Source organism: Chitinophaga silvatica (assembly GCF_003419895.1).
Taxonomy (GTDB): domain Bacteria; phylum Bacteroidota; class Bacteroidia; order Chitinophagales; family Chitinophagaceae; genus Chitinophaga; species Chitinophaga silvatica.
The window spans coordinates 1-25,005 of sequence record NZ_QPMM01000008.1 but is presented as its reverse complement, the minus strand read 5'-3'; the positions used below and the strand labels follow the sequence as shown (position 1 = coordinate 25,005).

Sequence of the window (25,005 nt, the reverse complement as noted above, 5' to 3'; positions counted from 1 at the left end):
TGATTACTTAGCATAGTAATCAACTGCTTCTTTCTTCAGATTTGGAGCCTGGCTTAATTCGGCCGTTGGAATTGGAATTCGGAAATTTCCATCATTAGCCACAATTTTTCTGAAAGAAGCCCAGGATGTTTTTACACATTTCCAGGATGTAGGATCCGGCATTTTATCTGGTGCTGTAGCAAACAGACCTCTATCCTGAGAATTCAGAATTTCGTATGTTTTTGCTTTATTATAATAATGCAGCGAAACCAAGTCGTACCAGGCCATTCCTTCCATTGCAAATTCAACAATGCGTTCATTAAAGATTACGTCGGCTGTCAGTGGTTTCTGGTATTCGGGTAATCCTGCTCTTGTATGAATGGTATTAAAATATTCCACTGCGGTTGCATCTGAAGTACTGGCATTATTTCCCAATGCAGCTTCGGCATAAATAAGATACATTTCTGAGAGGCGCATCATATATGTATCATTAGGATAGTTTTGCTGTGCTGCTTGTCCTCCTACGTCTGCTGCCCTTCCTATTACATACTTTTTAATATTCAGGAAGTTGTTATCACCTGTTACATATGGGAATATTAATTTAGGGGTAGTTCCGTCAGGAAGTTTTTGAGTGATTTCAGGATAATAGGCACCTGGCATAAAGAAGGTGGTTTTCAGGCGCTGATCCAGCGTCCGGCCACTGATGAGTGTATCTCCATAATTTACCATTCCCTCGTACTTACTGATCACCCACCAGGTAGCTCCTTTATCGCCTCCCCAGCCATCGCCATTACACATTTTATTATCATAGTTCAGATCAGAAGGAGCTGCATTGGCAGCACCCCAGTCGCCTGGTGCGTATGCCCATTGCAGAGAGAACATCGATTCTGAATTATTATCATATGGGAAGAGGAACAGATCGTAGTAGCTTTTCAGCAACTTATAACTGCTTTTTGTAATTACCTGCTGAGCAAAATATTTTGCGCTATCCAGATCGGTCTGATTTCTGGCTCCGGAGCCATTAGCTCCAACTCCTGCTCTGGTAAGGTAAAAGCGAGCCAGCATTCCTTCTGCTGTATATTTGGTGATACGACCTTCACGGGCTGGAGTTTCAGGTAAATCTTCTGCCAATGCACGCATCTCTGAAATAATAAATTTCCAGACACTAGGAATTGTGTTTTTACGAAGTGAGGTATCGGAGACCAGTTTCTGATTATCTTCAATAATAGGAACTTCTCCCCAGTTCATTACGAGGTACCGGTATGCCAATGCACGCATAAAACGGGCTTCTGCAATCGCCATTTTTTTAACGGAAGCAGAAACTTCAGGTCCTGCATATTTATTGATGTTGGCAATCGCAAGATTTGATTGGCCGACTACAATAAAAAATGACCTCCATGAATCGCCATTGGCAGTTGTATTTCCTGTAGTATTAAATTCTACGTTGTCTTTATCATTCCATGCCGAATAAGCTGTACCTGCACGAAAGTCGCCCAAGCTAATGGCAGATCTACCATTATAGTCGAACCATACTTTGCTATACAGCAAAGCAGTAGCAGCCATTACCTGATCATCATTTTTATAGAAACTGGCATCAACGATTGCATCTTTAGGTGGTCTGCGTAAAAAATCTTTAGCACAGGACACCAGCAAAACTGTTGCCAGCAAGCACATATAGTGATATATAGTAAGTTTACTTTTTTTCATAACCGGCTTTTTAGAAATTAACATTAAGCGCAAAGGTGTAAATACGGGTGAGTGGATAACGGCCATAATCGAGGCCAATAGCCTGATTTGTAGAACTGGCATCTCTTCCCACATAAGCTCCCACCTCTGGATCATATCCGGAATATCCTGTAAGAGTTAAGAGGTTTTGAACACCGAATGTGAATCTGGCACCCTTAATTATTTTCTGATGACCTATTAGAGAAGCTGGCAAACTATAGGAGAGAGAAATATTTTTTAGTCTTAAAAAAGATCCATCTTCTACATATTTATCTGTAATGCGGACATAGTTATTGTTTGGGCCGTTTGAAATACGGGGAACATTGGTACCTGGATTTGAGAGATATACCTTTCCGTCTTCGCTGACTGGTTTTGCATATTCCATAGCTTTCACCATCATATTCCGGCTGATATTAATCTGATTTGGGTTTGAATTTACTCTTGCCAGATAATTGTACACGTCGTTACCATAAGTTCCGGTAATAAGTATGCTTATGTCAAATCCTTTATAAGAGAAGTTATTAGTTAATCCACCAAATACTTTTGGCCAAGGATTTCCAATGAATGTAAGATCATTCACATCAATGATTCCATCAGGTTTGCCATCAGGACCACTGATGTCTTTGTATTTCACGTCTCCTACCCAGATGTTATCCACATTCGTAGGAAAGCGTTTACCGGTATTATCAACAGGTACCGGGCTATTGTTTATTTCTTCAACTGATTGGAATATTCCATCTTCTTTATAACCCATGAATAACCAAGGTGCTTGGCCAATAACAGAACGTTGAGTCCAGTTATCCAACCACCAGGAGGTGCGACTAAACATTCCGCTTTCACTATTAAAAGCAATACTTTTAGCTTTGAAGCCAGAAAGGTTTAAACTGCTCTCCCATTTAAACTCTTTGGTTTTGATGTTGGTAGTATTGATTGTAAATGCCCACCCTTTATTTTCGAGAGTGCCTGCATTTACTGTAGGAGCTGCCACAGATCCGGTTCCATTAGTACCCATGTACCATGGGAGTAATGCCTCCATTAAGAGATTGGTGGTACGCTTCTTATAATAATCTACTTCCAAACTAATTCTGTTTTCCAGAAGGCCTACGTTAATACCGATGTTATTAGTCTGGGTAGACTCCCATTGTAATGTTGGGTTGGAATAACGTGCTGGTAAAAACCCGGTACCTGTTGGAGTAGCTGCGGCCTGCATTGGTGAATAAATTGCGCCACCACCACCAGAGTTACCCGTTGTACCGGTTTCAAACCTCAGCTTTAGATCACTGATAAAAGAAACATTAAAGAACTTTTCCTTCGAAATACGCCATGCAGCTGATACAGCAGGAAAATATCCCCAAATGTTTTCATCTCCAAAATTGGCCGAACCATCTCTTCTTATAGATGTAGAAAGGATATAACGATCTTCATAGTTATAATTCAGTCTCCCAAAAAATGATTCCATTGCCCATTCACCTTGTCCACCTCCATTAGTAGCATTAGCTGCATTACCAGCATTTAGATCCAGTATATCATTAGTTAGAAAGCCTTTTCTTCCAGCAGTTAAGTTTTTCCAGTTGCTATACTGAGATTCATGACCTACCATCAGATTGATATTATGCTTACCAATTGATTTGGTGTATTCAATCAATTGATTCAGGTTCCAGTAGGTATTTGTACCATTAAGATTGGTGAGGCTTGCCTGATCATTTACAGCCCAACCGATAGAATAGGTAGGCAGGAAATTTTCTGTATTTGAGAAACCAACATTAGTGTTGAAATTGGTTTTGATATACAAATCCTTAAGGGGATTAATGCTTGCACCAATACCTCCGAGGAGTTGCCTTCTTATTGATCTGTTGATATTCAGATTAGCAATTGCGATAGGGTTAACTGGTGTATAAATATTAGCTCCATTTGTAAGGTCGCCTCCTCCCCATGTACCATCAAGGTTTTTTACAGGAATTTGAGGAGTAAGTGTTATAGCAGTGGAAATAATGTTTTCCTGGCTGGTTGTCAGGTTTTCGTTGATTTGATTGAAGCTTAGGTTAGCATTCAACGTTACCCAATTTCGGGGTTTGTTATCAAGATTCAGTCTAAATCCATATCTATCAAAACCTGAGCCCAGAGCGATACCACTTTGCTTCAGATACTCCCCTGAAAGATAGAATGTTGTTTTGTCGGTTCCTCCGCTTAAACTGAGCTGATGTTTGCTCATTGGAGCATTTCTAAACAGCTCTTTTTGCCAGTCAGTGCCTTTTCCCAACAATGAAGGGTCTTTAAACTCACCTTGCGTATTACCACCTGCAATTTGGTGATATTCGTTTACCATTTGGGCATACTGACGCAAATCCATAACAGCTATACGTGGCGGGGGAGCCTGAACATTATATTGAAACGAATAATCTAATTTTGAATCGCCAGCTTTACCTCTTTTAGTGGTAATCATTAATACCCCGTTGGTTGCTCTGGAACCAAATAAAGCAGTAGCAGAGGGGCCTTGTAAAACTTCTATATTATCGATATCAGCAGGATTAAGTCCAGCCAATGGATTCGATGAACTGGTTGAGCCAAATGAAACAACCGAACCGGGAATCTGCACACCATCTATTACATATAATGGTTCATTTGTACCATTAATAGAGTTAATACCCCTGATGTTTAAAGATATTCCTCCACCCGGCTGTCCTGAATTTTGAGTAATGTATACACCTGCAGCTCTTCCCTGAATTGCCTGCTCCAAAGTTGTATTCACTGTGCGATCCATCTCTTTGGATGTTACAGTCGTTTGGGCACCGGTAAGGTTCGCACGTTTGGATTTACCATAAGCTACTACTACCAATTCATCCAGTTTACTTGCTGAAGAAACAAGTGCAATGCGGATAACGGCTTCATCTCCAACAACTACCTCTTTTGTTTGATAACTGAGGTAGGTGATAACCAATACATCACCTTTTGCTGCATTAATTGAAAATTCTCCTTGTAAATTACTAAGAGCCACTGTTTTTGTACCTTTTACGAGAACAGTAGCACCAGGCAGTGGATGGGCTTCACTTGTAATTACGCCTTTAACCGTGCGAGACTGACTAAATACAGTGAGGGAACTACTAATCATTAACAATGAATAGCAAATGAAAAAACAGCACACGGGTTTTAACCTGTTTAAAGTTTTTCTCATTGATGAATGATTTGAAGGTGAGATAATAAGTGTTTCATAACGTTTGATTTAAAAACTAACAGTGTTTGGTTGATATATTTGTGGAATTGTTTGTGAAATTCTTATCGAGTACGGGATGCATTTGTAACAGTAGTAAATGTGGTATAGGTCACTTATTACAATTCATAACATCGGAATTCATGATGAAGCTATCATACTTTCATAAAAAAACCTATCAGCATTGATAACGATTATAACACAAATGTTAACCTACATCAATACATTGAAAATCAACAATTTAAAATAAAATTATTTGAAAAAATTGTAGTAGGTCGGGTTATCATAATACTAATATTGATAAATAAGTCTTAACAATTGTAGTATATAAAGAGGAGTAAACTTTATACGAAAGCGTAAAAGACAATAGTAAACTACATTTACATTTAACTGCGTTAAAAACATATTCTACTTTCCTCCAGATTTCACAGACCCTAAAAGTGTAGATAACTGAATTCTCTGCCTACGTTGAACTACGTAGACATACCCCAAAATTGTCCAGTATCATTGTATTCTTGAATTATCTCATGAAATTAATGACTCATATTTTATTGGTCTTGCATCTGCTTTTTACTATACCTACCCTGGCGCAGGATTCTATAATGGCAGATCGGCTCCTCGATTCGGCTGAAGCACTGGAACCGGTAAGTCAACGAGCTGCCTTAACCGCTTACAATAAAGCTGCTGCCTTTAGTCATGAACAAAAATATATTCAAGGGGAGGCTAAAGCATACCACTACAGTGGTTTCGTTTATACAGAAATGGGTAAATATGATAGCAGCCTGATCTGCTTCTACAAGGCAGCAACGCTATATGAAAAAATGAGTGACTATTGGGGAATAGGTGCCTGTTATGGTAGCGTCGCAAATTCCTACCAGTTTATGGCACAATATGATAGTTCATTAGCTAATTATCAAAGGGCTATTGATCTGTTTACCGTACATAACCTGGAAGCATATAAACGTAATCTACACGTTGGCAAAGGCAGGGTATTATTTGCAATGAAAGCATACAAACCGGCACTAAATGATTATGAAACGGCAGAAAGACTCGCTATCAAATACAAAGACAGCGCAGTGCTGGCACAGGCCATCATTAATCAAGGTGCTGTATATTTTGAACTTCAGCAACCAGAGGAAAGCTTAGTTCGCCAGCAACGTGCGCTTGAAATAGGTCGCCTCACCCACAATGACTATATTATTCAGATAGCAGCTGTAAACCTTGCCGATCATTATAACCGATTGCGCCGTTATGATTCCGCACTAGTATATGCAAACCTTGCTTTTGAAAAAGCGGAACTGGTAAAAAGTCAGTACGCCATTATACAAATCCAAGGCATCCTGGCCGGCATTTATATGGAAATGGGGGATCATAAAGCCGCCAGACGTTTACTCGAAGAAGGATTAAATACGGCTCAGCAGATAAATTCACAGGAAGGCATTGCAGAAGTATATAACAAACTACAGCAATCTTATAGTAAGACGGGAGATTATGCAAATGCCTATAAATTTTTGACATTATATAAAACTGTTTCAGACAGCATATTGAGTAATAAACACTTGCAGACCATTGGTGAAATGGAGATAAAACATCATTCAGCGCAGAAAGATGCAGCTATTACACAGGGCAAACTTGTAATTCAACGCAAGAATAACCTCCTGATATCGATCCTTTCAATTGCAAGCTGTATACTATTGATTATGGTATTATTAATTCAGCATAATCGTTTCCAGCATAAACTACAGAAAGAAAGATTACAGACTCTCGGAAAGGGGAACGAAGTGAAATTACTCGAAGCGGCCATGAACGGGGAAGAAAAAGAAATGGCAAGAATTGCCACTGAGTTTCACGATGGTGTATCAGGCATGCTGGCCGCAATAAAAATGCACTTAAGCCAATTACAGCAAGTACAACCGAGCATTGGGAGCTCAACTGGTTTTGGCATTGTACTCCGGTTACTGGATGATGCCTCGCAGGAAGTTCGTAAAACAGCCCATAACCTGATGCCCGAAATGGAATTCGGACTCGATGAGTCGTTGCATCGCTTCTGTAAAAACATTGGGAAAAACAGCCATACAAAAGTAGTATATCATACCATGGGTAACATTCCTCGTTGTCTGCATAGCTTTGAACTTGCAGTTTATCGTATTACTCAGGAACTTGTGCATTATGCAATAAGGCATGCCAATGCCGATAGTATTATGGTACAACTCAGCGAGGTAGCCCTTCTGCTTTCTGTTACGGTCGAAGACAATGGCAAGGGGTTAAAAGCAACAGAGGTTGACGGAACAGGCTTTTTATCACTTAAATCAAGAGTAAAAACGCTTAACGGAACTATTGAGTGGAATAGCTCACCAAACCAGGGAACCAGTGTTTATGCCGAATTTGATATTATCCAGGTTATTCATGATAGGATTTAAAAGAAATTGGATATATTTCAATAGCATTAGTTCCGGGTCAGAACATCAAATATCTCAGACTTATTAGAAACACCAATTTTACGCAAAACAGTATGATTTATCCTACCATCAAAATAGCAATTATCGATGATCATCTAATGGTGATTAATGGCCTTAAAGCCATGCTGGCAGGAGCTCCTGATATGGACGTAATATTTGAATGCCAGGATGGTAACAAGCTACTCGAACATTTGGCAACCTTGCAGCCCAATGTAATCTTAATGGATATACAATTACCCGATATATCTGGCGTAGAACTATGCAAAACAATAAGCAGGAAATATCCAGATGTTCGTGTAATAGCACTTACTAGCCATGACGACTCACATTATGTTCGTCAAATGCTTCGTAATGGCGCTGCAGGTTATCTCCTCAAAAATACAGACTACAATACTCTACTGAAGGCTATCCGTGATGTGAATGAAGGAAAACAATATCTCGATAATCAAATCCAGCAAAACCTTATTCACGAAGCAATCACCGGGCAACGTGTAAGCAAATACGAAATTCCTCTCACCAAACGCGAAGTCGAAGTTCTTAAATACATTGGAGAAGCATTAAGCAATCAAGAAATCGCTGAAAAACTATACATTAGTTTACGTACTGTTGAAACCCACCGGTTTAATATTACTCAGAAATTAGGCGTAAAAAATACAGCCAGCCTGGTAAAAGAAGCAATAAAGCGGGGGTTGGCGTAGGTAGAAAGTATAAAAAAGTCCATTTGAAATTAACAAATGGACTCTTCAAAAAAATGTTAATTAGACATACCACTACTCTCAACACGTTTACGTTCTTCATCAGTACCACTCTGAATTTGTTTTGCAGCTTTTACCTGGCTGTTACCAAAACGATAGGTAAATGATAATTTAAATTGCCTGGTTTCCTGCTTTCCTGTTACATTAATTCTCTGTCCGGCAAACTCAGAACTGGCACTCCACTTAGAGGTATTGAATATATCGCTGACCGATACTTTGACAGTAGCATTTCCCTTTAATAGTAGTTTTTGTAAACCAGCATCAGCGCTCCAGATAGCATCTGCCTTCATACTACCCTGCCAGATAGACGGAGTTGTATAAAAGGCACTTAATTCTCCTGTCCAGCCTTTCCCAAACCGAAGGTTGTTTTGCAGGAAAATATTTGCCCCGTATACATCCAGATTCAACTCTCTGCCTATTCCATAAGAAGCCTGGTACTTTGAATAATAGGCATTTACATTGGCGAAAAGGCTATAGTTCTTATATTGGAATGGAAAACTAATGTTTAAATTAGTTATATCCTGAGCAGCCAGATTACGATTTGAAAGATATCCCTTGGTTCCATAAGCCGTATCTACCACCTGACCAAATACATCTTTAACATGACCATAGCTAAGTGTGGTATTTAACCGGAACTTGTATGTATATGTAAGGCTTACTGTATTACTATACTGTGGACGTACCTGTGTACTACCTTTATGATAGGTGTATTCATTAATTCTATACTCGAAGGGATTTAGATCCTTATAAACAGGTCGGTCTATCCGCCGATTAAATGACAATACAAACTGGTGATTAGTTTGTGGGGCAAGTGTGAATGAAAGGTTCGGAAAAAAGTCTATATAGTTTTTATGGAATGATTGCTCTTCTGTTAGAGTATTTTCTGAACCGAATAATTCTCCTTTAACCGCAGAATGCTCAATCCGTATACCTCCTTGTAATGAAAAGCCTTTGAAATCGCGTGAATACGTGGTATATAATGCATTTACATTTTCGGTATAGCTAAAAGAATTACTTGCTGCACTATCCAGGGATATTTTACCATCAACTTCATTCTTTTGATTAAAAATATTATCGGTTTTAACGTATCCCAACTTGGCACCAATACCTAAACGTCCTTTTGCCAATCCCTGTTCATAATCTGCTTTTATCGAATAGATATCAATATGCGTTGGACTTTCGATAATGTAGTTTTTGTTACTTATTACCGTTTTTTCATCTGGTTGCAAAAAGGTATTTGGTTGCCACTGATCGGAATTCAAGGAATAATAACCGTAGTCGCCATTTACTCCTAAAACGTGGCCGGCATTATCTTTAAACCCATAATTAAGATTAACATTTACATTATTATTTTTCATGCTATTGTAATTGGCTGCATCCAGGATTCGATCTTTAATCCCGGTTGGATAATAGGTAATGGGAGTATAATTATGATTTTCCTGCGTAGGGGAAGCCAGGCTTCCATTTATCATTAACCCAAATGAATTTTTGGAATCAGGTGTGTAATCAAGACCGGCCTTGAAATTATGGCTACGGTTTTTGAAAAGAATATCACTTTTTTGATCAAAAGCAGTGTCTTTTACAATGCGATAAAGGTTAAAGTCCATCCCCGATTTTCCCAAAGCTCCGGTGTATGAACCAAAAGCATTAAATGTTTTATTACGATAGTTGAGCGAAAAGCCATCATCAACTCTTATATTACTGCTAACACTTATACCAGCAGAGATACTACCATTTAATCCCTGTGTTTTATTCTTCTTCAACCTGATATTAATAATACCGGCCGTACCAGCAGCATCATATTGTACTGAGGGATTGCTAATAATTTCAATTGCTTCAACTTGTGAGGAAGAAAGAGACTGCAGGTAATTACTCATGTCCTGCGCCTTCAGAGGGGATGGTTTATTATCGATGTATACCTGTACCCCATTTCGGCCATTCAAGGTCAGATTATCATCCTTATCAACTATTACTCCCGGAGCTTTGCGTAGTAACTCCAAAGTATTTGCTCCTATTGCATAAATCGTACCCTCTACATTTAATACAATTTTATCTGGTCTGACATCTACTATTGGCTTACGAGCAGATACTCCTATACTTTTCAGATTATTGCTTGTTTTATGAAGATTAAATACAGGAAGATTCATTATTTTTTCAGAAACATAGAATGGTAATGAATAATAGACTTCAAATCCTACATAGCTAATAGTAATAATTACGGTATCCTGAGGTACTTCTGTAAAAGTAAAATTACCCATATCAGAAAGACTAAGTTTTATAAGGGAATTATCTTTTGCTCTACGCAGGGCAATTGTGGCACCACTAAGAGGTTCTCCTTTTTCATCACTTACACTACCCTGAATTTGCTGCGCATGTAATACCGATGCCAGAAGAGAAAACATCGGAAGAAGGAATAAAATTTTTTTCATAATATTTTGTTTTATGTGTGAATATTTTCAGACAATAAGAGAGCATTACGACGCATAAGCCTCGTTTGACAAATAGTTTATGGAAAGGATTTAGTAGTTTATGGAAATTGGATTTGTACAAATATTTCCGGAGATCTTACAGCAGCAAGTAGTTGCTTTCATTTTCATATATGGACTATTGCAACTCCAACACTTGGTTGTTGGTTCTTCAGAAAAAATAAAATCCATTGATGCAATGAGCTTCTTTTCTTCATTTGTAAGGGAATTTGCAGCAAATCCAGGCAGCCCATCAGACCTTACATATAACTGACCAACATGGTGAAATCCTGCTTTGAGGATTCCTTTAAGAGAAGACTTATTCTCAGGGGCATGGATAATCCAAAAGCGATCAGTTTTATTTGCTTCACTCCTAAGTATATATTGCAACAATGCAGGGTAGATACCTAATCCCCGGAATGCCGAAATTGTTCTAAAATTCCAGAGGTAACGATTTTGAGGAGGTAAAACAAATTGGTGCCCCAGCTCACCAATACTTGCTTTTCCCATAGCCATCCAGCCGAAAGCTACTGGTGTTTGATGGAAATAAGCTATGAATGCAAGATTGCCGTTATTTACCCGCTTTACTACTTCCTTTTCTGTTATATTTCCCAACTGAGAAAGAATGGAAACGTCTTTACTTTCCTTGATTTGTAAACCCGGAATTGATTTTATTGAAGGAAGTTCTTCATGTTTCGCGAAGGTGTATAGCGACATTACAAATAGCTTTTAGATTTGGTAATAACAGGAAGAGCGAGGATCACGCTCTTCCCGGATTTTTGTTTAGGCTCCACAGTTACAACCACAGGTACAGGTACTTCCAGGACAATTGTCGCCACAAGCACAAGTATTGTTGTTCTTAGTAGTTGTTCCACAAGTGCAATTCTTTGTTTCCATGATTTTTATTTTTTTGTTTATTGAATGATTTGATAACACAAAGCTACAATGACCTGGGAGGCTCATTGTTACATCATGAAGTGATAGATGTACATAATTCCAAGATTTCAGGAATTCAGATATTTATGTTATCAGGGAAAGACATTTCCGGCTTGTTACTGAGGTGGAATTGTGATAAATTAGCAGTTCAATAAGGAATAGTATGCAACATCCCAAAGCCGCCATGTACCTGGGTTCTACCCGTAGTATGCTAATTTCACCTCACCTGGTAACAGACATTCATCAACATGCCGTTATTCAGTTTACTTGTTCACTGGATCGTAAACCGTTTATTGTTTGGACAGAAAATGATGGCTGGCAGGAGGCTGAGGCAGTACTTATTAATTCTGGGATTGAACATAGTTTGAAAGAATTTAATGGATGGCAGGTCACTACCTGTATTATGCCTGACGTACAACTTGGTCGTTTGGTGCAGGAAAAAGTTTTAGAAGGGAAGCCAATTAAATATTTTCCGGAGAAAGACATTCTACCTGTTATTGAAGCGCTTCAAATGACACGCCAGCAGTTAATCACAGATAGCAATATATTCAACTCATTAACTAATACTGTTTATCATCATCTTCTTCAGGAAGTACCTTTTAGTCCACCACTTGACGATAGAATAAAGAAGGTGATCGATTTAATACGTCAAAATATTCACAACAAGGTTTCTGCGGCAGCGTTGGCATCTGCCATACACTTATCTGAAAATCGCTTTTTACACTTGTTCCGGGAGCAAGTCGGTGCCCCACTTCGACAATACGTTTTGTGGCAGCGTGTAGCTATGGCAACCCAAAACCTGATGGAAGGCAAATCATCCAAAGAAGCGGCTTACGAGGCCGGATTTGCTGATCAGGCCCATTTTTCCCGCACTTTTTTTCAACTATTCGGAGCTCAACCTTCTGCTTATGCTGCATTTAAACCACTGTATCATTTTGGATTCTTCTATAATATTTAGGGCAGAATAGCCAGTTTATTCAAATCAATAGCTGTTTCCTTCAAACCTCCCAGGTTCCCACACCATAATTTTGCACTATTCTAAATAAATGAATAGGTAACAATGAAACAGGCATTTACTTCAAAATCCAATTACAGGCATTTAATACAAACTGGGTTTATTAAAGTCAAACTTGCATACGCATCTGTTAAATCAATTCCTCCCGAATGGAAATTGATGTATGCCCTCATTATAATAATGGGTTTACGATTAGTTGCAATTGCAGTATATGTAATAAAACAGCTTTAAATTTTTTAGAGATCATAAAGTTATTACAATGGATATCGTTTATACACTTTACGTTAAAAACATGGTTTGCCAACGCTGTATTCTCATTGTCAGGAACATCTTGACCACACTTGATATCAGCGTATCTGGTGTGAATCTTGGGAGGATAACTTTTCTGTATGAATTGGATTCTACTCGTAAAAAGCAACTGGCAGATAGCCTTCAAAAAATTGGGCTCAAGATTATTGAATGCAGAGTAAATCAACTTGTAGAAGAAGTAAAACAATGTGTAAGGGATTATCTTTCTTTAAGCACTGATTCCAATCAACTTAAGCTTTCAAGCTTTATCTCAGGAAAACTGGCTTACGAATTTGGATACCTGAGTGATTTGTTCTCAAAACTGGAAGGTATCACCGTTGAACGGTATTTCATGTTACATCGACTCGAGAAAGTTAAGGAACTACTGGATTATGATCAAATATCACTTAGCGAGATCGCCTTTGAAGTAGGGTTTAGTAGTGTTCATCATTTGTCTGCCCAATTTAAAAAACTTACAGGCATTACTCCCTCGCAATACAAACAGTTAGCCGTGAAAGAACGGAAATTTCTGGACTTAGTAGGTATCTAAGTTTTATTCTGGCAAATTAATTCCCATTATCTATTTGAGATGATACACAAAACTGACTACTCCTTACGTAACCGAAATAATATGCAGTATACCGAAGAAATTAAAAATCATGTTGTTAATAATATTAAATCATGGATAAATGAAATTTATCAATCAGATCCTCAGCTTAATGAAAACTTTTCCCTGTATGACCATATTCAATCCAAGTTAACTTTGCCCCGAACTGAAGCAGAAATATGGTTTATCGATAAATATGAAAAAACTTTCGAGAACTATGCTAAGGAAGTAAGAGTGAATAAAGTAAAAGAACTACTTGTTTATACAAATTTGGACCTTCCGGTTATAGCGAGGAAATTAGGCTACTTTTCAGTTAAGATAATGTCGGCCGATTTAATGCAGGTCACAGGACTTCCGATTTCATTTTTTCAGAATATCAAACAACAAAAAGAAGATACTATAAAGCGTCAAAGAATCTAAATCTTAAAATCGAAAATAATGAGGAGGAGATAAAAACATTGCATCCCACCTATTATAAGTTGGTAACTAAATTATAGCCAAATAATTTGGTAATTACTTCCCGATACAGAACTTACTAAAAATATAATCCAATCTATCTTCATTAGTAACCTCACCTGTTATTTCACCAAGATGATGCAGGCATAAACGAATATCCAGGGCTAGCAGATCTCCTGGCAGGCCATTGTCCATTCCTTGTCTTACATCGTTAAGTGATTTAAGTACTTCTTTTAGCGCAGCGAAATGGCGTGCATTTGTGACGATTGTATTTTCTGTATTGAGGTCGCCAGACATTACTTTACCTACTAAGACTTTTTTCAGTTCAGCAATATGTTCATGATTTTTGGCAGAGATGAAGAGAATATCAGGGATGTTTACAAATTTTTCTCTGAGAGCAGATTCTCCGGTAATATCAATTTTGTTACCAACTAGGAGGTAATTGATTTGTTGGGATTTGAAGGAATCTATTTGCTGTTGCAATTCATCGACAGTGATTTCATTCGCATCAAAGAGATAAACAACAACACCGGCTTCCTTGATTTTTTCCATAGTTTTCTGCACACCGATGCTTTCGATTGTGTCGTTGCTTTCGCGGATTCCGGCAGTGTCAATTAATCTGAACAGAATGCCATCTATATTGAGTACTTCTTCTATGGTGTCGCGGGTGGTGCCGGCAATATCGCTTACAATAGCTCTATTCTCATTCAATAAGGTATTGAGTAAGGTTGATTTTCCAGCATTAGGTTTACCAACGATAGCAGTATTTACCCCATTTTTGATAACGTTCCCCATTTGGAATGAGTCTATAAGCTGATGAACTAATTTGGCAGCATCGTTTACCAGGGTATATAATCCGGTTCTATCGGCAAATTCAACATCTTCCTGGCTAAAATCGAGTTCCAATTCTATGAGGGCAGAGAAAGTAATTAGTTGTTCTCTGAGAATATGGAGTTCTTTAGAAAAGCCTCCTCTCATTTGCTGCATGGCAGTTTGATGAGATGCCGCAGAATTGCTGGCTATCAGGTCGGCAACAGACTCTGCCTGGGTAAGGTCGAGTTTGCCATTAAGGAAAGCGCGTTGGGTAAATTCTCCTGGTTTTGCCAGGCGGGCACCGCCTTTAACACAGGCATCGATGATGCGTTGCTGGATGTATGGAGAACCATGACAGGATATTTCTATGGTGTCTTCGCCGGTATAGGATTTAGGGCCTTTATAAAGGCTAACTACTACTTCATCGATAATTGCATGGTTATCTACGATATTACCAAAATGAAGGGTGTGGCTTGGTTGTTTAGTAAGGTCTTTAGATGGGAAGAGGTGATTACAGATAGAAAATGCCTGGCTACCGCTGAGCCTGATGACTGCGATGGCTCCTAATCCTGGCGCGGTGGCTACAGCAACAATTGTATCGTCAAAACCTATTAATTTTCCCAGCATAGCATTGAATATAAGGGTGCAAATTTACGGACAATCCGCTAAAAAGGAGGAGGAATAAAAAAAGCCCGTCTCTACTGAGTAGAAACGGGCTTTTAAGTATAAAGTTGATACAGTACTACTCTTGCAGAGTAAAGCGGATTGGAAGGTTGAACTGTACAGAAACCGGACGGCTGTTTTGCTTACCAGGTTTCCACTTAGGCATGGTTTTTACCACGCGGATCGCTTCTTCTTCCAGACCACCGCCTTTAGCAGCGCCTACTGTTTTTACATCTTTAATGTTTCCTTCAGAATCTACTACGAACTGAACGAATACGGTACCTGAGATACCATTATCCTGAGCAACGCGAGGATAACGGATATTTTTGCTCAGATATTTAGCTAACGCTTCTTCTCCACCTGGGAAGGTAGGAGGTTGTTCTACGAAGGTAAAGATCTCTTCTTTGGCAGGAGCAGGAGGAGGTCCAACTACGCCAGAACCTTTACTATCTTCAAACAGACCAGGTTCAACCCCGTTAGGATCACCTTCCTGGGTTTTGGTGCTGATAGCTTTATCTTTAATATCCTCTTGTTTAGGAGGTTTTTCATCCTCTGGAACCTCGTTATCTTTCTTGATTACAGGAGGAGTGAACTGCACTGACGGTTTTACTGGTGGTGGTGGTGCAGGAGGAGGTGGCGGTGGAGGTGGTGTTTTCGGATCGTCCGGAATTTTCACGTCCTCCATCTTAATTTCCTGAATCACAGGCTTCTTCAAGTTTTCACCTTCAGAAGCTTTCACCCACTGTGATATCATATACGTTGCGAAGAAAATCAAAAACAGAGAAGCAGTACCTAAGATGGCATTTCTAACCCGTTTATCATATTGTCTACGCAAATCGTAAGCTCCATACTCCTTGTTCCTACCGTCAAACAGGATATCAAGAAAGTCGGATTTTAAGATCTTAGCAGAATCCATTGTTGATATTTTATGATGGATGCAAAAAAAAAATTAATTATTGAACACCGTTCGCAGTTTCTGTAGATTTAATCCACTTTTTATCTTGTTCACTGATGTCTACAGTTGCGTAACGTTGAATCCTGTTGATAGCCATTTCGTCAAGGATATCTACGAAGTTCTTATAATTGGCATCATCATCCGCCTTAATAATAACAACAACGTCTTCAGGTTCTCCTTTAGAGTTTCTCAGTCTGGCTACTTCGTCACGTTTTCTGATGATCTCATCTCTGATTCCTCCAGTGTTAGCAAATGATGTTGCTTTGAAGAAATTAGGATCTGCAGAAGCGTTAGGATCTTGCGCTAAACCTTCGTAGTAATAAACTCTATTATCTTTTCCGAGTAAGATAGTCAACGCAGTACTTTCTTTTACTTTGTTCTGCTCTTTTTCGTTCTCGGTATCTTTTGGCATGATCAAGTCCATTGTTTTGGGCTTGGACATCGTAGTGGTTAGCATGAAGAAGGTAATCAAAAGAAAACCCAAATCCACCATTGGTGTCATATCCACGCGGGTAGATAACTTTTTCGATTTCGTCCCACCGTGTTTCTTACCTTTCCCACCACTACTGCTGGTATCCATTTCTGCCATAGTAGCGAATTTTTTGGTTCAGAAATCAACAGCCTTCCAGGTCAGGAAGTTATTGCTGTCGTTTACTTAGTGTTGTTTAGTTCCTTGTAACTCTTGCCATGCAGCAGTACCTTTTGGAGGTTCCTCCAGGTTAGTTACGAGGTTGAGTTTCTGGATATGTTTACTTTTAAACGTTTCCAGAATTTCTTTGATCTTAGGATAAGGAGTTTCGTTATCCGCTTTGATACAGTACTTAACCTTGGCTAAGTTAGTACCTTGGGCAGCGATACCGTATTGAATCCATGCACCTAATTCATTGTTAGCAGAATCAGTAGGTATACCTTTATCCAGTCCCCCAGCTTTACGTTGATCTTCACTCATTGAAAGATACGTCTTCAGGTCTTTAATCGGAGTACCTACGCTGGCACCTACAACGAAGTTTCTGATTTCTTTCTCGTCGAGGCCCAATTTATACTGCGTGTTCAAGTCTTCTATAAGCTTTCTTCTTTTTGGCTGTCCGTCCATGCTAAAGAACACCCGACCATCCTTATCCACTGTGAATAACAACACATCAGAATCAGGTAAGAGGGTAGTGTTAATAGAGGATGGAGTAACTACGGTTACCGGTTCGTCCGGTTTAAACTTAGTCGCCAGCATAAAGAAAGTTAACAGCAGGAAAGCCACGTCACACATCGCCGTCATGTCGATGTTGGTGCTTTTCCTTGGCATTTTAACTTTAGGCATCTTTACTCTGTTTTATAGTTTACTTTAATAAGATTCAAAACTGCAATAATTCCACAAAATTATTTGTGATTAGCAGCGAAACTTTGAGTTAAAGTAAAACCTGATTCGTCAATAGCGTAAGTGATGCTATCGATATTGGTAGTAAAGAAGTTATACATGATAATAGCAACAGCAGAAGTACCGATACCCAGAGCGGTGTTAATCAACGCCTCAGAGATACCACCCGCTAACTGTGCAGAATCTGGAGCACCACCGGTAGACATCGCAGCGAACGCGCGGATCATACCCAATACAGTACCGAACAGACCTAACAGGGTTGCTACTGATGCAATAGTAGATAAGAACACCAGGTTCTTTTCCATCATAGGCAGTTCAAGAGCAGTAGTTTCTTCGATTTCGTTCTTGATAGTCAGTATCTTTTGATCAGTATCCAGTTCAGTATTAGAAATCATTTCTTTATACTTTTTCAGACCTGCTTTCAGTACGTTACCTACTGAACCTTTTTGTTTGTCGCACTCAGCTAATGCAGCATCAATGTTGCGGTTAGCCAGGTGGAATTGTACTTTACGAACCAGTTCAGAACCGCTGAATTTACCTTTAGCTTTTGAAAGGTACAGGAAACGCTCAATTACGAAAGTCAAGCAGATCAGCAATACAGAAATCAGGATAGGTACAATTAAACCTCCTTTGTACACAGTCGCAAACCATTTTCCAATACCAGATTCAACTGGGTGACCTTCTGTAGTGCCTCCTTGGAAGTTGGCTGGATTTCCTAATACAAAAAAGTAAAACAGAAAACCTATCACCAGGCAGATAGGCACTGCCAACGCGGCAAACAGGTTGGATGACTTTTTAGGTTGATGAGAAGAAGCCTTAGCTGTAGCTGCAGTCACAGTTGTTTTAGTCTCAGCCATGTTGATTGAAATTTTAGTGTTAAAAATTAAACTATTGTTTGTTAGAAGTTACTAATTACTTTTTAATCAGATGCCCCATTTAGCTAAATTAAAATGTACACCCAACGCACAATTTACTGTTTTAATCAGAGATTCGCAAAGTTATAAGGTTGGTCCAAAAAAACAAGTGCAGCCCAAAAAAACCCACAAAAATTAACCTTCACACGCAAAAGCCCGACTCTTGGGCCTTCTAGCCAATCATTTTTTAGAGCAAACACTTTACATAAGCGAATAAACCAATATTGCAGTCTCTAGTTACTGTCCAAGACTTGAAATAAGTTTGATTTTTTTCAAAGTTGGACGCACAATTTAAGAAAAAATTCAAATGTTCCAACAGAAATCTTACAATCTTGTCACCTATTTTCAACTCCCTTTAAATCAATATTCCAAGTCAAGCTAATTCAATTTAGCAGCTCCATATTCCTGTCAATCACCCCTTTTCTTATCAGAATGCAATATAGCCGCAGGTTTTCATATTCACAACACTCATTTCTACTATATAATATTATTGTTTTTTATAACAATAATTAATTACATAACCCTGTCTTTTGTTATTGTCATTTTAACATTTCTATTTTTTGCTTTTTAGCTCAATTTTTCCATTCTTACGCCCTTTTAATGCGCTCGTGGATTTTCCACATAAGTTAATACTTAATATACTTACTTGCAACGTGTTTTAAAAAAACATCAACAATAATCAAAAACCTTCATTTACACAAATGAGCAAACCAATTCAAACTAAACTGGCTATTGCCATGGCTGGTGCCCTATGCCTAAGCATTACAGCCTACCAACCTAGTGCCGCTCAAAAGAAAAAAAATTCTAAAGACGCCGCACCGTCTTCTGCTTTGCCAGCCAGAGACACTACCAACAAACCTCCAATGTTGAAACCTGGTCCAAAACCCGGTCCAAAACCTTTCGCTGAAATAATCAATGAAAAAGCTATCGCCGATTCAGGGTTATTTAACGTTTATAAGCATGAAGATCGTTACTTCTTCGAAGTACCCGATGAATTGCTCGGCAGAGATATCCTTATCGTAAACCGACTCTCTAAATCAGCCGTAGGTCTACGTTTCCAAATGATGGGTTTCGGTGGCGATATCATCAATGAAAATATTGTTCGCTTCGAAAAAGGCCCTAATAACCGCCTTTTCCTGAAAAACATTTCTTACTCAGACATATCCAAAGACTCTACCCAGCCTATGTTTATGTCTGTTAGGAATTCTAACTTACAACCTATTGTTGCCGCTTTCGATATCAAAGCTTTCTCTAAAAATAATAATGGAAGCGTTATCGATATGACTGAATACATCAACGGGGATAACGATATTCTCTTCTTCGACGGCCAGGTTAAAGGCTTGCTGAAATTAGGTGGTTTACAACCAGATAAGTCATACGTGAATGACGTAAAATCTTATCCGATGAACACCGAAATCAAAGCCGTAAAAACTTATAGCAAAAGCGGTGGCCCATCAATGCCAGGAATGCCGCCTGCTCCGGGTGGCAATGCTACCGTTGAACTGAATAGTTCTCTGGTTCTCCTTCCTGAAGTTCCAATGCAGCCAAGATACTTCGATCCACGAGTTGGCTTCTTCACCACCAGCGTTACCGACTTCGATGCTGATCCACAAGGAGTTAAAAGACTCCAAATGATCACCCGCTGGCGCCTGGAACCAAAACCGGAGGACATGGAGAAATATAAACGCGGTGAACTCGTTGAACCAGTAAAACCAATCATTTTCTACATCGATCCTGCTACTCCTGAAAAATGGCGTAAGTACCTGATTATGGGGGTTAATGACTGGCAGGTAGCATTCGAACAAGCTGGCTTTAAGAATGCTATCATGGCTAAAATGGCTCCTACTCCGCAGGAAGATTCTACCTGGTCTATCGATGATGCCAGATTCTCTGCCATCGTTTATAAACCATCTGATATTCCTAACGCCAGTGGTCCACATGTCCACGATCCACGTTCCGGGGAAATCATCGAAAGCCATATCAACTGGTATCACAACGTAATGCGTTTATTACGTAACTGGTACTTTGTTCAGGCCGCTCCTAATGATCCTCGCGCCCGTAATATGCAATTCAGTGATGAACTAATGGGTGAACTGATCCGCTTCGTTTCTTCTCATGAAGTTGGACACACCTTAGGTTTACGTCATAACTTCGGATCCAGCTCTGCTTATCCAGTTGAAAAACTTCGCGATAAAGAATGGGTAAAACAAAATGGCCATGCTGCTTCAATCATGGACTATGCCCGTTTCAATTACGTAGCTCAACCTGGTGATGGTATCTCAGGCGCCGATCTTTATCCTCGTATCAACTACTACGATAAATGGGCTATTGAATGGGGTTATAAATTACTTCCTCAGGCAAAAAATGCTGACGAAGAAAAGCCTATCCTCAATAAATGGACTGTTGACAAACTGAAAGATAAAAAATACTGGTTCGGAACAGAAATGAATCCGGATGATCCCAGATCTCAAAGCGAAGACCTTGGCGATAATGCTATGCTGGCAAGTACTTATGGTATCAAAAACCTGCAACGCATCATGCCTAACTTAGGTACCTGGACGAAAGTAGATAACGAAGGATATAGCAATCTTTCTGAACTGTACAAGGAAATTGTTGGTCAATTTGGCCGCTACATGGGGCATGTTGCCAAGAATGTAGGGGGTATATACGAAACTCCTAAAACTGTAGAACAGTCAGGTGCCGTTTATGAAATCGTTCCAAAGTCAATCCAAAAAGATGCTGTTAGTTTCCTGAACAAACAACTATTCACTACTCCTAAATGGTTAATCGACCAGGATCTGCTGAATAAATTTGGTGGTGATGCGCCTAGCCTTATCGCCAGCCGTCAGGAACCAATTTTGGATAGACTGATGAACGTAAACACAATCAATAAGTTATCATCTGCTGAAGCAACTTTCAATACAAAGAATGCATATCAACCTATTGAAATGCTGACCGACCTGAAGAAAGGTATCTTCTCTGAAATTTATGCACACCAGCCTGTGGATGTATACAGAAGGAACTTACAACGTGCATATGTTGATAATCTGAGTAAACTGGTATCCCCAGCTGCTCCTGCTTCTGGCAATATGATGATGCCAATGGTTGCAAACCCGGGTAAATCTGACGCTAGCGCCATAGGACGTTCTCAATTAATTGCTCTGAAATCTGAGTTACAGGCAAATGCTGGTACTGCTGATGTTATGACCCGTGGTCATATCCAGGACCTGATCGCCCGTATCAATAAAGCTTTAGACCCTAAACAATAAGCATAAAATCAATTTTTGGCGCCCTTTCATAGACTTATGAAAGGGCGCTTTCTTTTTAATCCCCTATTAATTTTTCAGGAAAATGCTTAATATCGCCCATTATTTCACATTCGAAGCCTCAAAAAAGTGAAAGACCGGACTAATAAAATAACTATTTACGATATAGCTCAGCAATTAAATCTGTCTGCATCCACCGTTTCAAGGGCATTGCAAAACAATCCGCTGATAAATCTTGAAACCCGTGAAAAGGTTCAACAGGCTGCAACAGAAATGGGTTATGTTCCTAATTGGATAGCATCCAGTTTAAGAAAGAAACGCTCAAATATCATTGGGCTTATTGTTCCGCGTACTTCCATGTATTTTCAGAGTACTGCCATAAGTGGAATTCAGCATGAGGCTCATAAGTATGGTTTCAGTATTGTAATCGGACAATCCGACGAAACTGTAGCGATGGAGAAGGAATTAGTGCATACCTTTTACTCTTTAAGAGTAGATGGACTATTAGCAGTTTCTTCTATGTTCACTACCAGTCCGGATCATTTCAGTCCTTTTATAAAAAACAATATTCCTATTGTATTCTATGATCGCGTTCCTACCGGGTTCCAAGGTTATACTATAACCGGTGATGATTTCACCGGAGGATTTCTGGCTACAGAGCACCTAATCCAGCAAGGATGTAAAAAAATAGCACACTTCTCTGGTCCACTTACCTGCAATTTATACCAGCAAAGGCTTTTGGGATATAAAGAAGCATTGTCCAAATATCAAATCCCTTATGATGATAGCCTTATTTTTATCCATGATCTGACAATGGATGCTGCAACTTCAGCAGCCCAACAAATATTTGATTCAGGATTGCAAGTTGATGGCCTGTTTTCAGCCAATGATAGCTCGGCTGTAGGATTTATTAAAGAAGCTAGAAACAGGAATATTGCTATCCCGGAATCAATTAAAGTTGTAGGATATTCCAATGATTTATCTTCCCGCATTATCTCTCCTACTTTAACCACCATTGAACAATCCGGATATAATATGGGCCAAAAGGCTGTAGAAACAATTGTTCAACTTATTAATCAGGATGAAAGTGTTAAGGTTACCAAAAACTATGTTTTTCCTGTTGAATTAATTAAGAGAGAATCTACCAATAAATAAACTTCTAAGGTTTTATAGGTTCCTTTCGCTTAATTAGGAATCTTAAACAGAGCAACTACTATTTGAAGCAAGTATGGTGAATAATCACCTACAATCTTACTTATAAGCTGTTTGCTGATCTATGAGAGTGATATGTAATCTCTTTATTACATATCTATTTCATGTTTGGTAACAAATCAATAAAGGTTAATAAACGCCTCAACCGCTGTACCAAAAGATACAGCGGAGAGACATTCTTAAACAACCCAAAATGTGGGCAGGGTAACAAGCAATGGCCTACCATTCTACCAGAACAGGCAATAATTAATGCAAGAAAAAGTTAAGCCCAACAGAGCGCACTCAATTTAAAATAACAAGAAGTCCTGCTTATTAAACAGCGTCTCCCTTGCTACTTATCTTCTTTTGATCCCGTAAATAATAATTGGAAAGTTTTTCCTGAAGTTTAATATGTAATATGGCAACAAACTATTTCAGGAGTTAACTAACAATTATGGTTCTGTTATCTGTTTGTAGTTAAACAGAACGCTACGTGTAACAGAATCATAGGTCCTTATGTCTTCAAACTCTGTTGAGCTATCTCTTTAAATCTATTTTTAAATTTGAAAATAATATTCATTACTAACTTTGACATTAAGTATGTCATTCTGATTGCAATACTATTACTTTAATAACATCGAAGTGTTAGCGAAATCTTAACAAGAATAGATTAACAAAACCCCATCTTATCAACTTAGTAATTATATCATATCAAATCCTTTACTACAAAGAATTACAAAGCATATTCTTCAATCTAAAAATCAATAAAAAAATTCGAATTAATTGTTTGCATTAACAAAATTAAATTAGAAATTAAATTTCATTGATATAACTAAAACGATTAAACGCAAACGAAAAAACTCATCCAACTTTATATAAAACAGAAGGTATTGTTGCTAGTTTTTAAAGCTTAATATTGATGAAATTATTAAAAATGGAAGATTGACAAACCTATATTTCAGAGCAACTTCACAGTGTTTACGAGAGTACATTTACTGTATAAATTCTTTAGTTTAATCAACAGATTTTATGATCTTATAATAATCAAACTTATCTTCTTCTATTAATTTTAACTATTGAGGTCCATATTTCTGCTCTGTTGTTAATGCTTCAGAACATAACCAGAGTCACATTGTAATATTTAAATTTGATCCGGAGATATTCATCAATTACATGAATCTTGACAAGATCTAAATTCAGCCATATTAGCTATTAGGTTGCAGTAGTAAAAAAGGATTGAACATACCTGAAGCTGTATTATATTATGCCATTGAAGGGTCAAATACAGCCTGAATTTCTATCAATCAACGTTTGATCATTCTATTGCTTCTCGTGTGCATTCTTGTAGCCTGATTAACACTGATTAAGACTTGTTAAATATTTTATTTAAGGAATGTCTTTTAACACAGATTAAAGCTTGTTCTTCATTTTGCTAATGAAGCAGTTAATACTAATCAACGATTGCTCGTATTGCCATTGAAGGGCTGAAGCCTTTGCGAATTATACTGTTCAGTGTTTGTTTATTATGCTATTGACTGATTGAATCAAGCCCAAAGCCTTATCGCATGTTTCAGTTAATTAGTATTGCCAGGATTTTCCTAGATGATCGCTCTAGATTTTAATCGTTTCCCCATCATGTGATAATTCAAACTTAGTTATTGTTAGATCCATGTATAGATTTCAAGTTAAAGTATTGAAGTTTCAGGTATTTGAGTTTTGTGTTTATTTATGTTGATGAATATTATTGCTGGAAGGCAAATTGAGGGTGGAAATAATAGAAATAGGGAGATATTATTCAAAATTACTTTGAGAGAGAAAATATAAAGGGTGGAAAATAAAAAAGCCCCGACAATAATGTCGAGGCTTTTAATAAGTATGGCAGCTACCTACTCTCCCGCATGATAGTGCAGTACCATCGGCCATGAGGGGCTTAACTTCTCT

At 38.5% G+C, this 25,005-nt stretch carries 17 protein-coding genes; 7 read left to right on the top strand and 10 right to left on the bottom strand.

Going from position 1 to position 25,005, the window contains the following annotated elements:
• Positions 1 to 3: 3 nt before the first annotated feature.
• Positions 4 to 1,686, bottom strand: coding sequence for a RagB/SusD family nutrient uptake outer membrane protein (locus DVR12_RS15620; RefSeq protein WP_158563286.1), 1,683 nt, complete (start codon positions 1,684 to 1,686; stop codon positions 4 to 6).
• Between the two features lie 10 nt (positions 1,687 to 1,696).
• Positions 1,697 to 4,876: a SusC/RagA family TonB-linked outer membrane protein gene (locus DVR12_RS15615; protein ID WP_116976740.1), complete on the bottom strand. Its 3,180-nt coding sequence runs from the start codon at positions 4,874 to 4,876 to the stop codon at positions 1,697 to 1,699.
• Between the two features lie 572 nt (positions 4,877 to 5,448).
• Here DVR12_RS15615 and DVR12_RS15610 point away from each other — a divergent pair.
• Both DVR12_RS15610 and DVR12_RS15605 read left to right on the top strand, forming a co-directional pair.
• Complete coding sequence (locus DVR12_RS15610) at positions 5,449 to 7,332, top strand: tetratricopeptide repeat-containing sensor histidine kinase (protein WP_158563285.1); 1,884 nt, start codon at positions 5,449 to 5,451, stop codon at positions 7,330 to 7,332.
• 92 nt (positions 7,333 to 7,424) lie between these two features.
• Positions 7,425 to 8,069 carry a response regulator gene (locus DVR12_RS15605; RefSeq protein WP_116976738.1) on the top strand — a complete coding sequence of 215 codons (645 nt, stop codon included), beginning with the start codon at positions 7,425 to 7,427 and terminating at the stop codon, positions 8,067 to 8,069.
• Positions 8,070 to 8,125: 56 nt separating this feature from the next.
• Here DVR12_RS15605 and DVR12_RS15600 read toward each other — a convergent pair whose 3' ends face one another.
• From DVR12_RS15600 to DVR12_RS27590, 3 genes are all read right to left on the bottom strand, one after another.
• Complete coding sequence (locus DVR12_RS15600; RefSeq protein ID WP_116976737.1) at positions 8,126 to 10,555, bottom strand: TonB-dependent receptor; 2,430 nt, start codon at positions 10,553 to 10,555, stop codon at positions 8,126 to 8,128.
• Positions 10,556 to 10,645: 90 nt separating this feature from the next.
• Positions 10,646 to 11,308 (bottom strand): N-acetyltransferase, encoded by a 663-nt coding sequence (locus DVR12_RS15595; RefSeq protein WP_116976736.1) that lies wholly within the window; start codon positions 11,306 to 11,308, stop codon positions 10,646 to 10,648.
• Entirely contained in the window at positions 11,308 to 11,466 is a 159-nt protein-coding gene (locus DVR12_RS27590) for a hypothetical protein (protein WP_158563284.1), read from the bottom strand. The genes DVR12_RS15595 and DVR12_RS27590 overlap by 1 nt, the downstream gene beginning before the upstream one ends.
• A 224-nt stretch (positions 11,467 to 11,690) precedes the next feature.
• On the opposite strand from DVR12_RS27590, the gene DVR12_RS15590 reads away from it, so the two are divergent.
• From DVR12_RS15590 to DVR12_RS15575, 3 genes are all read left to right on the top strand, one after another.
• Positions 11,691 to 12,485: a helix-turn-helix domain-containing protein gene (locus tag DVR12_RS15590; protein ID WP_116976735.1), complete on the top strand. Its 795-nt coding sequence runs from the start codon at positions 11,691 to 11,693 to the stop codon at positions 12,483 to 12,485.
• 316 nt (positions 12,486 to 12,801) lie between these two features.
• Positions 12,802 to 13,380 (top strand): helix-turn-helix domain-containing protein, encoded by a 579-nt coding sequence (locus DVR12_RS15580; RefSeq protein ID WP_116976733.1) that lies wholly within the window; start codon positions 12,802 to 12,804, stop codon positions 13,378 to 13,380.
• Between the two features lie 39 nt (positions 13,381 to 13,419).
• Positions 13,420 to 13,857 carry a helix-turn-helix domain-containing protein gene (locus DVR12_RS15575; RefSeq protein WP_147323469.1) on the top strand — a complete coding sequence of 146 codons (438 nt, stop codon included), beginning with the start codon at positions 13,420 to 13,422 and terminating at the stop codon, positions 13,855 to 13,857.
• Between the two features lie 93 nt (positions 13,858 to 13,950).
• Here DVR12_RS15575 and mnmE read toward each other — a convergent pair whose 3' ends face one another.
• The 5 genes from mnmE to DVR12_RS15550 form a co-directional block, all read right to left on the bottom strand.
• Positions 13,951 to 15,333, bottom strand: coding sequence for a tRNA uridine-5-carboxymethylaminomethyl(34) synthesis GTPase MnmE (mnmE, locus tag DVR12_RS15570; protein WP_116976731.1), 1,383 nt, complete (start codon positions 15,331 to 15,333; stop codon positions 13,951 to 13,953).
• 115 nt (positions 15,334 to 15,448) lie between these two features.
• Positions 15,449 to 16,285: an energy transducer TonB gene (locus DVR12_RS15565; protein WP_116976730.1), complete on the bottom strand. Its 837-nt coding sequence runs from the start codon at positions 16,283 to 16,285 to the stop codon at positions 15,449 to 15,451.
• A gap of 37 nt (positions 16,286 to 16,322) precedes the next feature.
• On the bottom strand, positions 16,323 to 16,913 hold the full coding sequence (locus DVR12_RS15560; protein ID WP_116976729.1) for an ExbD/TolR family protein: 591 nt from the start codon (positions 16,911 to 16,913) through the stop codon (positions 16,323 to 16,325).
• 66 nt (positions 16,914 to 16,979) lie between these two features.
• Positions 16,980 to 17,636, bottom strand: a complete 657-nt coding sequence (locus DVR12_RS15555; protein WP_116976728.1) for an ExbD/TolR family protein — start codon at positions 17,634 to 17,636, stop codon at positions 16,980 to 16,982.
• 59 nt (positions 17,637 to 17,695) lie between these two features.
• Positions 17,696 to 18,550, bottom strand: a complete 855-nt coding sequence (locus DVR12_RS15550) for a MotA/TolQ/ExbB proton channel family protein (RefSeq protein WP_116976727.1) — start codon at positions 18,548 to 18,550, stop codon at positions 17,696 to 17,698.
• A gap of 758 nt (positions 18,551 to 19,308) precedes the next feature.
• Between DVR12_RS15550 and DVR12_RS15545 the strand changes: the two genes are divergently transcribed.
• Both DVR12_RS15545 and DVR12_RS15540 read left to right on the top strand, forming a co-directional pair.
• Positions 19,309 to 21,876, top strand: a complete 2,568-nt coding sequence (locus tag DVR12_RS15545; RefSeq protein WP_233522405.1) for a zinc-dependent metalloprotease — start codon at positions 19,309 to 19,311, stop codon at positions 21,874 to 21,876.
• A 126-nt stretch (positions 21,877 to 22,002) separates the two neighbouring features.
• A complete protein-coding gene (locus tag DVR12_RS15540; protein ID WP_116976726.1) occupies positions 22,003 to 23,028 on the top strand; it encodes a LacI family DNA-binding transcriptional regulator in 1,026 nt (341 codons plus the stop codon).
• The last annotated feature ends 1,977 nt before the right edge of the window (positions 23,029 to 25,005 follow it).